The 14,079-nt window shown below is 74.9% G+C and carries 13 protein-coding genes; 6 read left to right on the forward strand and 7 right to left on the reverse strand.

What is annotated here, in order from left to right; translation table 11 throughout:
- Positions 1-125 precede the first annotated feature (125 nt).
- On the reverse strand, positions 126-764 hold the full coding sequence (locus K353_RS12055; RefSeq protein ID WP_111553572.1) for a MarC family protein: 639 nt from the start codon (positions 762-764) through the stop codon (positions 126-128).
- 17 nt (positions 765-781) lie between these two features.
- On the reverse strand, positions 782-1,099 hold the full coding sequence (locus tag K353_RS12060) for a barstar family protein (RefSeq protein WP_111553573.1): 318 nt from the start codon (positions 1,097-1,099) through the stop codon (positions 782-784).
- A gap of 113 nt (positions 1,100-1,212) precedes the next feature.
- Here K353_RS12060 and K353_RS12065 point away from each other — a divergent pair, with 113 nt between their 5' ends.
- The 3 genes from K353_RS12065 (at position 1,213) to K353_RS12075 (ending at position 4,420) form a co-directional block, all read left to right on the forward strand.
- Complete coding sequence (locus K353_RS12065) at positions 1,213-1,776, forward strand: DoxX family protein (protein WP_111553574.1); 564 nt, start codon at positions 1,213-1,215, stop codon at positions 1,774-1,776.
- A gap of 38 nt (positions 1,777-1,814) precedes the next feature.
- Positions 1,815-2,333 carry a hypothetical protein gene (locus K353_RS12070; protein ID WP_111553575.1) on the forward strand — a complete coding sequence of 173 codons (519 nt, stop codon included), beginning with the start codon at positions 1,815-1,817 and terminating at the stop codon, positions 2,331-2,333.
- Positions 2,334-2,599: 266 nt separating this feature from the next.
- Positions 2,600-4,420, forward strand: coding sequence for a glycosyl hydrolase family 18 protein (locus K353_RS12075; protein WP_111553576.1), 1,821 nt, complete (start codon positions 2,600-2,602; stop codon positions 4,418-4,420).
- Between the two features lie 153 nt (positions 4,421-4,573).
- Here the strand turns inward: K353_RS12075 and K353_RS12080 are convergent, their stop codons facing one another.
- Positions 4,574-5,137 (reverse strand): MarR family winged helix-turn-helix transcriptional regulator, encoded by a 564-nt coding sequence (locus K353_RS12080; protein WP_100836005.1) that lies wholly within the window; start codon positions 5,135-5,137, stop codon positions 4,574-4,576.
- A 139-nt stretch (positions 5,138-5,276) separates the two neighbouring features.
- Between K353_RS12080 and K353_RS12085 the strand changes: the two genes are divergently transcribed.
- On the forward strand, positions 5,277-6,563 hold the full coding sequence (locus K353_RS12085) for an MFS transporter (protein ID WP_111553577.1): 1,287 nt from the start codon (positions 5,277-5,279) through the stop codon (positions 6,561-6,563).
- Between the two features lie 115 nt (positions 6,564-6,678).
- Here K353_RS12085 and K353_RS12090 read toward each other — a convergent pair whose 3' ends face one another.
- Positions 6,679-7,698: a MerR family transcriptional regulator gene (locus tag K353_RS12090; protein WP_233533520.1), complete on the reverse strand. Its 1,020-nt coding sequence runs from the start codon at positions 7,696-7,698 to the stop codon at positions 6,679-6,681.
- A 121-nt stretch (positions 7,699-7,819) separates the two neighbouring features.
- Here K353_RS12090 and K353_RS12095 point away from each other — a divergent pair, with 121 nt between their 5' ends.
- Positions 7,820-9,412 carry a dolichyl-phosphate-mannose--protein mannosyltransferase gene (locus K353_RS12095; protein ID WP_370447591.1) on the forward strand — a complete coding sequence of 531 codons (1,593 nt, stop codon included), beginning with the start codon at positions 7,820-7,822 and terminating at the stop codon, positions 9,410-9,412.
- A gap of 86 nt (positions 9,413-9,498) precedes the next feature.
- Here K353_RS12095 and K353_RS12100 read toward each other — a convergent pair whose 3' ends face one another.
- Complete coding sequence (locus K353_RS12100; protein ID WP_111553580.1) at positions 9,499-10,938, reverse strand: peptidoglycan-binding protein; 1,440 nt, start codon at positions 10,936-10,938, stop codon at positions 9,499-9,501.
- Between the two features lie 260 nt (positions 10,939-11,198).
- Between K353_RS12100 and K353_RS12105 the strand changes: the two genes are divergently transcribed.
- Positions 11,199-11,516 carry an antibiotic biosynthesis monooxygenase gene (locus K353_RS12105; RefSeq protein ID WP_111553581.1) on the forward strand — a complete coding sequence of 106 codons (318 nt, stop codon included), beginning with the start codon at positions 11,199-11,201 and terminating at the stop codon, positions 11,514-11,516.
- A 51-nt stretch (positions 11,517-11,567) separates the two neighbouring features.
- Here K353_RS12105 and K353_RS12110 read toward each other — a convergent pair whose 3' ends face one another.
- Positions 11,568-12,431, reverse strand: a complete 864-nt coding sequence (locus K353_RS12110; protein WP_111553582.1) for an ECF transporter S component — start codon at positions 12,429-12,431, stop codon at positions 11,568-11,570.
- Positions 12,428-14,044, reverse strand: a complete 1,617-nt coding sequence (locus K353_RS12115) for an ABC transporter ATP-binding protein (protein WP_111553583.1) — start codon at positions 14,042-14,044, stop codon at positions 12,428-12,430. Before K353_RS12115 ends, K353_RS12110 begins: the two co-directional genes overlap by 4 nt.
- Between the last annotated feature and the right edge of the window lie 35 nt (positions 14,045-14,079).

Raw genomic sequence — 14,079 nt, forward strand, 5'->3', positions numbered from 1 at the left:
GATGGGGAGGAAGCGGCCCGGGGGGCGCTTGGCGGCGCGCGGGTGGGGGAGGGCGACGCGTCACGGGCTGGTGGCTGGTGTCCGGTGCCGGGGGTGGGCGAAGGGGGTCGTCCCGGGTCCGGGGGTCAGTGGCCGTTCTTCGGTTCGGCGAGGTGGACGCCCAGGCTCTCCAGGCCGTAGAGGACCATCTCCACGCCGACCGCCGCCAGCAGGAGGCCGAGCAGGCGGGACACCACCTCCAGGGAGGTGCGCCGGCTGGCGCGCAGCAGGGGGCCGAGCAGCAGGACGCAGGCGCAGTCCACCGCGATCACCGCCACGTACATGGCGGCGACCGTGGAGTGCCAGCCCAGGGTGTCCCGGGTCAGTGACTCGACCAGCAGGGCGGTGATCGCCAGCGGGCTGGCCACGTACGGCAGCAGCAGTTCGCGGATGCCGTCGGCGAGCGGGTTGGCGAGGTGCTCGCCGTCCTTGCCGCCGCCCAGGTGGACGCCCAGGACCAGGGCCACCGCGTAGATGAAGAAGATCACCCCGCCGGCGATCTGCAGCGACTGGTCGGAGATGTGGAACAGCGCGGCCGTGAAGTCCGCGCTGTACGCCAGCACCAGGCCGACCAGGGCCGCGACCAGCGAGGAGGCCAGGGTGAGCTTGCGCAGCTCGGCCGGGGTCCGGGTCTGGCTGAGCTGCGCGAACGCGAGCAGCACCTTGGGCGGGCCGACCACGGCGAAGAACGTGACGAAGACGGTGCTCAGGGAGATCGCCGACATGCGCCCATGATGGGCCGTCAGCGCAGCCGGACGGTGACGCCACCCTGGCGCAGCACGTCGAGGACCGCGTCGAAGTAGGAGCGCTCCTCCTCGTCGGGGCCGGTCACCCGGCGGGTCAGCGCCTGCGCGGAGGCCGTTGACCCCTCCCAGAGCAGGGTGAACGGCGGCCGGGGGCCGAAGCCGCCGCGCAGGCAGTCGGCCAGCGCGTCCAGGTTGCGGCCGTAGTAGCCGTCGGGGGCCTGCACGGCGCGGCCGAGCTCGGCCCAGAGCGAGGGCTCGTCGGTGATCCGCCCGCCGTGCAGGACGTACGCGGACGGCTTCGGTGCGGTGGGCATCGGGTGCTCCTGTCTGGCGGTGCGCGTCGCCCGGATGGGTTCGCCGGGTCGAACGGGGCCGGTGCGCGCGTTGGGATGGCCCCAAGTCTTCTCTTCCACCCCAGGGGCAACACATGACCTGTCTGCACCGCAAGGATCTCGGCCTGCTGGCGCTGCGCACCGCCGTCGGGGGCGTCCTGTTCGCGCACGGGGCGCAGAAGCTGTTCGGCTGGTTCGGCGGCCCCGGGCCGGAGGGCACCGCGCAGGCCATGGAGCACATGGGCTTCCTGCCGGGCGACCGCAACGCGCGGGCGGCCGGTCTGGGCGAGGCGGGCGGCGGCGCGCTGCTCGTGCTCGGCCTGGCCACCCCCGCGGCCGGCGCGGTCGTCGCCGGGACGATGGCGGGCGCGATCTCGGTGCACGCCCCGGCGGGCTTCTTCGCGCAGGGCGGCGGCTACGAGTACCCGGCCCTGCTGGGCGCCTGCGGCGCGGCGCTGGGCGTGGCCGGCGCGGGTCGCTACTCGGTGGACGCCGCGCTGGGGCACGCGCTGGCCCGCCCGTGGGTCGGCGCGCTGGCGTTCGCGGCGAGCGCGCTGGGGGCCGCCGTGGTGGTGGCCCGCCGGCAGGACGAGGTGCGCCGCCGGGAGGCGCGGGCCGCGGACGAGGCGGCCCGCCAGAACGGGACCGGGCTCTCCTGAACCGCGCCGGACGCTCACGACCGAAGGGATCCGCACTGATGAAGCGATCGACCCGGGCCGCCGCCGGCTGGACGGCCGCCGCCCTGCTGGGCGCCGCGGCGCTGTCCGGCTGCTCCTCGGACGGCTCGCCGTCCCCCGCGACGTCCTCGGCGCTGGAGGGCGCCAAGTCGGCGGTGGCCTCGGCGGCCTCCTCGGCGACGGCGGCGATCGGCTCGGCCGCCTCCTCGCTGGGCGCCTCCGCGCAGGCCGCCGCCTCCTCGGCGCTGGCGAGCGTGAAGGGCGGGCTGGACGCGAAGGACGACGTGGCGCTCGGCAAGGCCGCCACCGGCTCGGATGGGAAGCTCTCCGTCCCGCTGACGGTCACCAACCACGGTTCCCAGTCCGGCAAGTACACGATTCAGGTCAACTTCGACGACGGGTCGGGGAACCTGCTGGACGCGGTGGTGGTGAACGTGCCCGAGGTGGCGGCGGGGGCGTCCGCGCAGGCCACGGCGGAGAGCAACCGTTCGCTGGAGGGCAGCGTGACGCCCGTGGTGGCGAACGCGCTGCGGTACTGACCGGCCACCGAACCTTAAGCGCGGCGTAAGCGTCAGGTCCCGCTCTTGACGGTCGAGTTGGTCTAGTCCATTTTACTTGGCAGGTGCAGGGAGCCCCTGGACCGGCGTCGGTGGTTCAGACCACCGGCGCCGGTTCGGCCTATCCGCACCCGGTGTTCGTGCAGGCCACCGCTCGATTCCCCCGCCATGCCCAGGTCGTGCGACCCCACCTCGCGCGGTGCGTGCCTGGTCCTGACGGGACCCCCACAACCAGGAGTCACGCAGCCATGCTTCGTTCCGTTTCCCCCCAGTCGCCCTCGCGGCGGCGGCCGAAGAGCTGGGCCGCGCTCGCGGCCGGCACCGCGGCCTCCCTGCTGCTCGGCGGCACCCTGGCGCTGACCGGCGGCACCGCCCAGGCCGCGCCGACCAACTCGACCGGCGCCCCGGCCACCAGCGGCGGCATCAAGGTCGCGTACTTCGACCAGTGGTCGATCTACTCGAACGCGTACTACCTCAAGACGATGCAGGACACGGGCGCCGCCGGGAAGCTCGACTACATCATCTACGACTTCGCGAACATCAACCCGACCACCCTCTCCTGTTTCGAGGCGAACAAGGCCGCGTCGCAGAACGAGGACGACCCCAACGCGGGTGACGGCGCGGGCGACTCGTTCGCCGACTACCAGAAGAGCTTCGGCGCCGACATCTCGGTCGACGGCGTGGCCGACACCTGGAACCAGCCGATCGTCGGCAACTTCAACCAGATCAAGAAGCTGAAGGCGAAGAACCCGAACCTCAAGGTCCTGCTCTCGATCGGCGGCTGGACGTACTCCAAGTACTTCTCCGACGCCGCGGCGACCGACGCTTCCCGCAAGAAGCTGGTCTCCTCCTGCATCGACATGTTCATCAAGGGCAACCTGCCCTCCGAGGGCGGCTACGGCGGCCCGGGCACCGGCGCCGGCGTCTTCGACGGCTTCGACCTCGACTGGGAGTACCCGGGCGGCGGCGGCCACACCGGCAACCACGCCGCGCCGGCCGACAAGCAGAACTTCACCTCGCTGCTCGCCGAGTTCCGCAGCCAGCTCAACACCCAGGGCGCCGCGGACGGCAAGACCTACGGCCTGGCGGCCGCGGTCGGCGCCGGCCAGGACAAGATCAAGAACGTCGAGACCGACAAGATCGGCCAGTACCTGACGTTCCTCGACATCATGACGTACGACATGCACGGCGGCTGGGAGGCCCAGGGCCCGACCAACCACCAGGCCCCGATCTACACCAACCCGAACGACCCGATGACCCCCGTCCCGGGCGGCAACGGCAAGTACTCGGTGGACGCGGCGGTCAAGGCCTACACCGTGGGTGACCCGCAGTACGGCATCCCCGGCGGCTTCCCGGCGAAGAAGATCAACGTCGGCGTCCCGTTCTACTACCGCGGCTGGACCGGCGTCTCCGCCGGCACCACCCACGGCCTGTTCCAGAAGGCGTCCGCCCCGGCCCCCGGCGGCACCTACTCCGGCGGCGTCGCCGGCATCAAGATGTACAAGGAGCTGACCGGCTTCGTCGACAACCCGGCGTACACCTACTGGGACGACACCGCCAAGGCCGCGTACTTCTACGACGGCACCACCTTCTGGTCCGGCGAGAACGCCCAGTCGGTCCAGGCCAAGCTCGACTACGCGCACTGCAACGGCCTCGGCGGCTCGTTCATGTTCTCGATGTACGACCTGGGCACCCAGACCGCGCTGTTCGACAAGACCGTGAGCGCCACCAACGGCTCCGCCGCGTCCTGCCCGGCCGGCCCGACCCAGTCGGCCAGCCCGTCCGCCTCGGCCTCGCAGTCGGCCAGCCCGTCCGCGTCCGCCTCGCCCTCGAAGTCGGCCAGCCCGTCCGCCTCGGCCTCGCCGTCGCAGTCGGCCAGCCCGTCGGCCTCCGCCTCGACCGGCACCTGCTCCGGCGCCCCGAGCTGGAGCGCCTCGGCGGTCTACGCGACCGCCGGCACCAAGGTCTCCTGGAAGGGCCACTACTACACCAACAAGTGGTGGACCACCAACGAGGACCCGTCCCTGAGCGGCCAGTGGGGCGCCTGGGCCGACAACGGCGCCTGCTGACCACCGGTCGGCCGGCTGATCCGCTGAGCTGAACCCCGCGAGGGGCGCGAGGAGAGTGATCTCCCCGCGCCCCTCGTTCGCGTTCCCGCTCCGGTCGTCCCGGTCGTCCCGGTCGTTTCGGCCGCCGGGGCCGGGGCCGGGGCCGGAGCCGGGTCAGCAGGTCAGGTCGTCGGTGCGGCCGAGCGCGTCCGGCTGGGTCTCCTCGATCCGGCGCAGCATCCGGGTCAGGGTGGCGGCCAGCTCGGGGCGGGCCCCGCCGGGGACGTCCTGGAGCAGGTCGGCCTCGAAGACGGCGGCCATCCGCATCAGCTCCAGCCACTTGTCGCGGCCCTCGGCGGTCAGCTCGATGATCACCCGGACCCGGTTGGCCTCGTCGCGCGCCCGGGTGACCAGGCCTTCGGCGACCATCCGGTCGATCCGGTGGGTCATCGCGGCCGGGGTCAGGCCGAGCCGCTTGGCCAGCTCGCCCGGGCCGAGCTGGTAGGGGGCGCCGGTGAACACCAGGGCCTTGAGCACCTCCCACTCGGCGGAGGTGATGCCGAGGGTGGCCAGCTGGCGGCCGTAGGCCACGTTCATCCGGCGGGCGAGCCGGGAGACGGTGGAGACGATGGTCTCCACCTGCGGGTCCACCAGCGGGAACTCCCGCTGGTAGAGGGCCACCTGCTCGGCGATGCCGAGCTCGGCGGCGGTCTGGGGCTCCGCTCTGCGTGCGCTCATGCGGTCATTGTCCCACGCAGGGTGCAGCTGTTAAGCCTTTGCTGTCGTACGCTTTCTCTGGTAAGACTTTAGGTCTGAAATCTTACGGAGTAAAGCCGTGGCGGGGAGCCCGGCCCGACGTGTGGAAAAGGGGTGTCCAGTGAAGGAGTGGGGCGGCCGACTGCGCCGCGTCCAGATCGGCAACGCGCTCAGCGCTTTCGGCAGCGGCTTCACCTTGCCGTACATGTTCGTGTACGTGGACCAGGTGCGGGGCCTCGGGGCCGCGGCGGCGGGCGCGGTGTTCACCGTGTTCGCGCTCGCCGCGCTGGCCGTGCTGCCGTTCACCGGCCGCGGCATCGACCGGTACGGGCCGCGCCCGGTGCTGCTGGCCGGCACCGCGATGGCCGCCGTCGGCGCGTTCGCCTTCGGGCAGGCCGCGAGCACGTCCGGGCTGCTGCTCTCCTCCTTCCTGTTCGGCGCTGGCGTCACCACCTGCCAGCCCGCGCTGGCCACGATGATCGTCCGCTGCACCGGGCGCACCGAGCGCTCCCGGGCCTTCGCGCTCCAGTTCACCCTGGTCAACCTGGGCATGGGCATCGGCGCCCTGGTCGGCGGCCAGATCGTCGACACCGCCGACCCGGCCAGTCTGACCAGGCTGTTCACCATCGAGGCGCTGACCTTCCTCGGCCTGGCCGCCGTCACCGGCACCGCGAAGATGCCCCCGGTCGCGGTCGAGCCGGCCCCGGCCGGCGCGGCGGCGAAGCGCGGCGGCGGGCTGCGGGCGATGGTCGCCGACAAGGCGATGCTGCGGCTGTGCGTGCTCGCCGGGCTGATCTTCTTCACCTGCTACGGGCAGTTCGAGTCCGGCGTGGCCGCGTTCGCCACCGACACCGTCGGCACCCCGCCGTCCACCCTCGGCCTGGCCATCGGCGCCAACGCGCTGACCATCGTGCTGCTGCAGATGTTCGTCGTCCGGATCACCGAGCGCCGCCGCCGCACCACCGCGATGGCCGCCGCCGGCGCGGTCTGGCTGGCCGCCTGGGGCATGGCCGTGGTCGCCGGGCTGATCCGCACCGAGGCGATGGCCGCGACGGTGGCGATCGTCGCCGTCTACGCGCTGTTCGGCGTCGGCGAGTCGCTGCTCGCCCCCACCATGGGCCCGATCGTCGCGGACCTGGCGCCCGCCCGGCTGCTGGGCACCTACAACGCCGGGTACGCCCTGGTGAAGCAGATCGCCGTCGCGGTCGGCCCCGCCGTCGGCGTGCTGCTGGTCGGCTCCGGCACCTGGCCGCTGTACCTCGCCGCGATGGCGCTGTGCACGCTGCTGATCGTCGCCCTCGCCGTCCGGCTGCGCGAGCACCTCACGCCCGCGCAGGACAACGTCCGGGTGCTGTCCGTCCCGCGGCGCGAGCAGCGGGAGGCGCGGGAGCTCCAGACCGCGGCCTGAGCCGGGCCCGAGCGGGGCTTGAGCGGAGACGGCGCCGCCCGTCCGGGGAGGAGTTCCTCCCTCCGGACGGGCGGCGCCGTCGTTCCGTCGTTCCGTCGGGCGTCGGGCGCTGCGCTCAGCGGGCGACCGGCATCAGCAGCGAGAAGGTGTCGGCGCGGGCCGGGAAGCGGATGGCGAGCGGGGCGATCGGGCCGCCCAGTTCCAGGACCAGCTGCTCGGCGCCGCCCGCGGCCTCCAGCAGGAAGTCCCGGTTGACGTGGACCAGCAGGTCGGCGGGGGAGCCCCCGCCCGGGAGGGCGTCGGCGGCGGTGGCGGTCAGGGCGGCCACCGGGGCGCCGGTGTCCTCGGCGGTGGACTCGGGCAGGGCGCGCAGCTGGGCGGCGGTCAGGGTGACCCGGTGGGTGGGCTCCAGGCGCAGCAGGCGGCGGTAGTCCGGGAAGTCCGCCCCGCCCCGCTCGCCGGAGAGCGAACGGCCCGCCGCGCGGACGGTGAACTGCGCCCCGTCGAAGGTCAGTTCGGCCTCCTCGGCGTCGGCCAGCAGGGCCCGGGCCGCGTCCGCGAGGGCGGTCGGCAGCAGCGCCGAGGCCGGCGGGCCGTCCAGCGCGGCCGGGCAGTCGGCGACCGCCAGCCGGTAGCGGTCGGTGGCGACCAGGTGCAGGACGCCGTCCTCGGCGTCCAGGAAGATCCCGGCGACGGCGGGCAGCGCGGCGTCGGCCGGGGCGGCGAAGCGCACCGCGTCCAGGGCGGCGGCCAGGGCGGGGGCGGGAACGGTCAGGCGGGTCTGCGGCACGGGGAACTCCCGGGAGTCGAGGAGGGCGCGGACGGTGGAGAGCTCCCGGCGGGCGTCGGTCAGACCGTCCTCCAGGCGGCGCAGGTGCGCGTCCAGCTCGGCCCGGGCCTCGGCCGGGGAGCCGGTCAGCACCCGGGTGATCCCGGCCAGCGGCAGCCCGACCCGGCGCAGCCGGGCCAGCAGCCGGGCGTCCGGCAGCTGCTCGTCCGCGTACCAGCGGTACCCGGTGTGCGGGTCCACGGCGGCCGGGACGAAGACGCCCGCGCGGTCGTAGAACCGCAGGGTGCCGGGACTGAGGCCGCTGGCCCTGGCCAGCTCGCCGATGCTGTGCATGGTGCTCTCCACGGGACCGACCCTCGCCCCTCGACCTGGTAGAGGGTCAACCGTAACCGCGCGCGGGGCAGGGTGGAGAATGCTGCGAGCACCCCTGGGCAGCACCCGCGGACGTCCGCGGCCGCAGGCTAGGATGCGGACATTGCGGACAAGTCGTCAACTGCGGTCGAACGGGGAGGGCATGGCGCTGGCGGTGACGGAGCGGCGGCAGCAGGAGGCGGTGCACGCCGCGCCGACGGAGCAGGCGAAGGACAGGTACCGGTGGTGGGGCCCGCTGGCGGTGGCCGTGTTCGCCGGGGTGCTGCGGCTGTGGAACCTGAAGTCCCCGCACGCCTTCGTCTTCGACGAGACGTACTACCCCAAGGACGCCTGGTCGCTCTGGCACGACGGCTACGAGTCGGTCTGGCCGGACAACGCCAACCAGCAGATCCTCGGCGACCCGCAGATCGTCCCGCTCGGCCGGGCCGGCACCTTCATCGCGCACCCGCCGCTCGGCAAGTGGGTCATCGGCCTGGGCGAGTACGTCTGGGGCCTGAACCCCTTCGGCTGGCGGATCGCGGTCGCCCTGCTCGGCACGCTCAGCGTGCTGATGGTCGCCCGGATCGGCCGCCGGCTGTTCCGCTCCACCCTGATCGGCTGCGTCGCCGGACTGCTGCTGTCCGTCGACGGCCTCCAGTTCGTGCTCAGCCGGGTCGGCCTGCTCGACGGCGTCTCCGCGTTCTTCGTGCTCGCCGCGTTCGGCGCCCTGCTGATCGACCGCGACCGCACCCGCGACCTGCTGCGCGCCGCCCGCGCCGAGGGCGGGTCGGCCGCCGACGAGGTCCGGTTCGGCCTGCGCCCCTGGCGGCTCGCCGCCGGACTGCTGCTCGGCGCGGCCTGCTCCGTCAAGTGGACCGGCGCGCCCGTGCTCGCCGTCTTCACCCTGCTCGTCCTGCTCTGGGACCAGGCCGGCCGCCGCGCCGCCGGCGCCCACCGCCCCTGGCGCTCGATGCTCCGCCGCGACCTGTGGCCCGCCGCGCTCTCCCTGCCGGTCGGTGCCCTGGCGGTGTACGTGCTGTCCTGGACCGGCTGGTTCGCCACCGGCGGCGGCTACGACCGGCACTGGGCCGACGGCCGGGCCGGCAGCCGGGTGCCCGGCCCGCTGCGCAGCCTCTGGCACTACCACGCGCAGATGTGGGACTTCAACACCCACCTGACCTCCCCGCACACCTACCAGTCCAACCCGTGGAGCTGGCTGGTCCAGGGCCGCCCGGTGTCCATGTACTGGGAGCAGCTGAAGCCCGGCGAGCGCGGCTGCACCGCCCCCGACGGCTGCGCCAGCCAGATCCTCGCGCTCGGCACCCCGTTCCTGTGGTGGACGGCCTGCTTCGCGCTGGCCTACGCGCTCTACCGCTGGTTCTTCCGGCGGGACTGGCGCTCCGGCGCGATCCTGGCGGCCGTCGCCGCCGTCTACCTGCCCTGGTTCCAGTACCAGCAGCGCACCGTCTTCTCGTTCTACATGGTGGTGCTGGTGCCCTTCCTGTGCCTGGCCGTCGCGCAGATGCTCGGCGCGATGCTCGGACCGGAGGGCAGTACGCCGGTCCGCCGCCGGTGGGGCGCGGCCGGGGCCGGGCTGATCGTGGCGGCGGTCTTCGGGTGCTTCGCGTTCTTCTACCCGCTGTACACGGGGGAGCTGATCCCGATGTCCGAGTGGCACACCCGGATGTGGTTCGAGAGCTGGATCTGACGGCCCGCCCGGGACGGCCCGCCCGGGGACGGAACGGGCGGGCGAGGGGACGGGCGGGCGGCGGGACGGACGCGCGGCGCCGGGCGTCAGCAGTCGGGGTCCTGCGCCGCCTCCTGGAGCACCGACCGGGTCTGCGGGTCGTAGACGCCCAGGGCGACGCCCTTGAGCCTGCGCTCCCGGTGCTGGAAGCCCGCGAGCACGGTCTGCGTCCAGTAGCCGAAGCCGGGCTGGTTGCCGCTGGTCCGGTCGGAGTCCAGCTGGCCGATCCGGTTGCAGTTGACCGCCATCAGCAGGCGCTGCAGCTGCGTCACGTCCGGGCCGGTGTCGTTGAGCCGCAGGGTCGTCGCGGCGGACGGCGACTGCGAGGTGCGCTCCGGGGACGGGCTGCCCGACGCGCTCGGGGCCTCGGTGGTCGGGGCCGCCGCCGCGGCCTTGCTGCTCGCCGCCGTCTGGCTCGGGCGGGCCTTGGTGCGGGTCGGCGAAGGGCTCCCCGCGGACGGCTCCGGGGACGCGGTCGCGCTCGGCGCCGGGTCCGGGGCGGGGCCGGCCGAGGAGACCGCCGCCGGGGCCGTCGGCGCGGGCAGCGCGTCGTCGACCGGGGACGGCGACGAGGACAGCAGCATCGCCAGGCTCGCGGCCAGCGCGGTCACCCCGACCGCGCCGCCCGCGATCACCAGCCGGCGGCGGTCGGCGCTCCGCCGGCGCCGCTCGCGGTGGTCGGCCCGGCTGACCGGGCCGTCCGCGCCGTCCTCGCGGAAGGTGAACATGCCCAGGTCGGCACCGGCCGCGGCGGGCCGCGGCCCGTCGCCGGGTCTGCCGTTCGGGCCGTCCGCGCCGTTCGGGCCGCCGACCGGGGTCAGCCGGGTCGTCTCGTCCGGCCCGGCGCCCCGGCCCGGGGCGGGCCGCTGCGGGGGCGCCTTGACCGGGCCCAGGGTGAGCGGCATGGTCTGCTCGGCCGCGGGCACCTCGCCCTGGCCGGCCGCCGCTCCCGGGGGCGGGATCGGCACGAAGCGGCCCGGCGCGCCGGACGCCCGGGGCGGCTGCTCCTGCTGCGGCGGGACGGGCGGCAGCACCTGGGTCGCGTCGGCGTCCGGCCGGGGCCGGGGCTGCTGCGGCGGCTGGACGGGGGAGGGCGCGGGCTGCGGCGGGCCGAACGGGCTGGCGGCCTGCGGGACGTGCGGGGGACGGTGCGGGGGCGGCGGCGGTGCGGACCCCGGCGGCGGGCCGGTGATCGGCTGCACGGCGGGCGGCTGCGCCGCGCTGGGCGGCACCGCGACCGGGGGACCGGACGGCGGCGGGGCCGCGGTGATCGGCTGCACCGGGGGCGGCAGGGGCCGGGTGGCGAACGGGTCGCCCGCCGGGTCGCCGGGCTCCACCACGGCCGCTCCGGCCACGTACGGCCGCACCAGCGGCGGGCCCTCCAGGTGCGGGAGGACCGCGGTCTCCTCCGTCGGGGAGACGGCGTTGCACGCGCAACTGCCGGCCGTGCGTGCGGTACCGCAGCGGGGGCAGCGCTCTGCCGGCATGGGCCGGTCCTCCTCGGGTCGGAATCGAACGGGGGTGATTATGCAGGAGCATTCCACGGGGCGACAGGGAGGTCCGGGCCCGGACCGGCTTCCCGCCCGGATTGCCGGGTTTTGGGCGGATCGTCAGCGACTGTCGGGAGCCCCCCGGGGCGCGACCCCGGCCGTCCGCCCCGGCGCGGGCCCCGGATGGACGAGACTGTTCGTACGTGGTCGAGGTCCGGCCGTCGTTCGGGTCGGACGGACAATCTGAGGGGTGTCCTGTGGGTAGCGTCGTGAAGATCAACGTGCTGACCGTTCCCGCCGAGCAGCGGGAGGTGCTGGAGCGCCGGTTTGCCTCGCGGGCCGGGGCGGTGGAGGGGTCGGACGGGTTCGAGTGGTTCGAGCTGCTGCGGCCGGTGGAGGGGACGGACCAGTACCTGGTGTACACGCGGTGGCGGGACGAGGAGTCGTTCCGGGCGTGGATGGAGGGGCCGATGAAGGAGGCGCACCAGGGCGGGGGCGAGCGGCCGCGGCCGGCGGCGAGCGGGTCGCAGGTCTGGTCGTTCGAGGTCGTGCAGCAGGCGGGGCCCGAGGCGTAGCGGCGGGAGGGGCGGTGGGGCCGGTCCGGGGGAGACCGGCCCCGTCCTCCCTCAGCGGAAGGCGGCGCGGCGGGTGGCGCGGCGGAGGGTGCGCAGCAGGGGGCCGCCGACGGTGAGGCAGAGGACGGCGGTGAGGGCGGCGCGGGGCAGGTCCCAGCCCAGGGAGGTGGTGAGGCAGTAGAGGGCGAAGCGGGTGAGGTTGGCGGCGAGCGGGTCGCCGGGGACGAAGGAGATCGAGGTGCCCAGGCCGCCGATGTAGGGCCAGCCCTGGAGGTTCATGACGGTGCCGTAGCCGATCGCGGAGAGGGTGCCGTAGGCGGCGAGCAGCAGGAGTTCGGGGCGTCCGCGCAGGCGGGCGGCGCCCGGGAGGAGTCCGGCGCCGAGGCAGACCCAGCCCATGGCGAGCATCTGGAACGGCAGCCAGGGGCCGACGCCGCCGGTGAGCAGGGCCGAGGCGAACATGGTGAGGGCGCCCAGCACGAAGCCGAAGCCGGGGCCGAGGGCCCGGCCGGAGAGCACCATCAGGAAGAACATCGGCTCCAGCCCGGCGGTGCCCGCGCCGAGCGGCCGCAGCGCGGCACCGGCCGCGGCCAGCACGCCCAGCATGGCGACGGCCTTGGCGTCCAGGCCGGGCGCGCCGGTGGCGTCGCGGCTCTCGGAGAGCTGGGCGACCAGCACGGCCAGCAGCAGCGGCATCAGCAGCGCGAACAGCCAGGGCGCGTCGGCGGAGTGGCCGACCAGGTCGGACTCGCGGGAGGCGAGCAGCGGCCAGCCGAAGGCGGCCGCGCCGATCGCGGAGACCAGGGAGAGGAAGAGCACCGAGCGCCGCCCGAGCGGGACGGGACGCGAGAGCGGGGGGCCGGGGGCGGGGTTGCGGTCCGGGCCGGGGGCGGTGCGGGTGGCGGGTGGCTTCATCGCGGTGGTTCCGGGGCCAGGGCGGCGGCGACGTCGGGGACGGTGAGGTGGGGCGGGAGGATCTTCGCGGTCTGCGGGGCGAAGGTGGGGGAGGCGAGCACGACGTCGGGGGTGGGGCCGTCGGCGACGATCTCGCCCTCGGCCAGGACGGCGGTGCGGTGGGCGAGTTCGGCGGCGAGTTCGACGTCGTGGGTGGCGAGCAGGACGGCGTGGCCCCGGTCGGCGAGGGAGCGCAGGACGGTGACCAGGCGGGCCTTGGCGGCGTAGTCGAGGCCGCGGGTGGGTTCGTCGAGCAGGACGACCGGGGGGCGGGCGGTCAGCACGACGGCGAGGGCGAGCGTGAGGCGCTGGCCCTCGGAGAGGTCGCGGGGGTGGCGGTCGTCGGCGACGCCGGGCAGCAGGGTGGCCAGCAGGGCGCGGCAGGTGCCGGGTTCGGCGCCGGCGTCCTGGTCGGCGGCGGCGCACTCCTCGGCGACGGTCTCGGCGTACAGCAGGTCGCGCGGGTCCTGCGGGACGAGTCCGACGGAGCGGATCAGGTCCTTGGGGCGGGTCCGGTGCGGGGTGCGGCCGTCGACCCGGACGGTGCCGGAGGCGGGGGCGTGCAGGCCGACCAGGGTGCCGAGCAGGGTGGACTTGCCGGCGCCGTTGCGTCCCATCAGGGCGGTGATCTGCCCTGCGGCGAGGGTGAGTTCGACGCCGCGCAGGGCCGGGACGGCGCCCCGGGAGACCACCAGGCGGCTGACGGTGGCGACCGGTTCGGCGGGTGCGGGCGGTTCGGCGGCCGCCTTCGGCGGGGCGGCGGTGAGCCGTTCGCGCAGGGCGGTCGCCCGTCGGCGGGCGTCGCGGACGGTGAGCGGCAGCGGCGTCCAGCCCGCCAGCAGACCGAGTTCGACCACCGGCGGCCGGACCGGGGAGCGGGCCATCAGCGCGGCCGGGTCGCCGAGCACGGGCGGCTCGCCGGGGCCGGGCAGCAGCAGGACCTGGTCGGCGTACTGGACGACCCGCTCCAGCCGGTGCTCGGAGAGCAGCACGGTGGTGCCCAGGTCGTGCACCAGGCGCTGGAGGACGGCCAGCACCTCCTCGGCGGCGCCCGGGTCGAGCGCGGAGGTCGGCTCGTCCAGCACCAGCACCTTCGGGTGGACGGTCAGCACCGAGCCGATCGCCACCCGCTGGCGCTGCCCGCCGGAGAGCGAGGACAGCGCGCGCCCGCGCAGGTCGGCCAGGCCCAGCAGGTCGAGCGTCTCCTCGACCCGGCGGCGCATGACGGCCGGGGCCAGGCCCGTCGACTCCATGCCGTAGGCGAGTTCCTCCTCGACGGTGTCGGTGACGAAGTGCGCCGACGGGTCCTGCCCGACGGTGCCGACCACGTCGGCGAGGTCGCGCGGGCGGTGCGTCCGGGTGTCCCGCCCGGCCACCGTGACCCGGCCGGTCAGGGTGCCGCCGGTGAAGTGCGGCACCAGCCCGGAGACGGTGCCCAGCAGGGTCGACTTGCCGGACCCGGACGGCCCGGCCAGCAGGCACAACTCGCCCTCGGGAACGGTCAGTTCGACACCGCTCAGGGCCGGTGCGGCGGCGTCGGCGTACTGCACGCCGACCTGCTCGAAAGTGATCACCGGGTGCTCCGGGGCGGCTCGGGGGTGACGGGGAC

This window comes from Kitasatospora sp. SolWspMP-SS2h, from assembly GCF_003259315.1.
GTDB lineage: Bacteria > Actinomycetota > Actinomycetes > Streptomycetales > Streptomycetaceae > Kitasatospora > Kitasatospora fiedleri.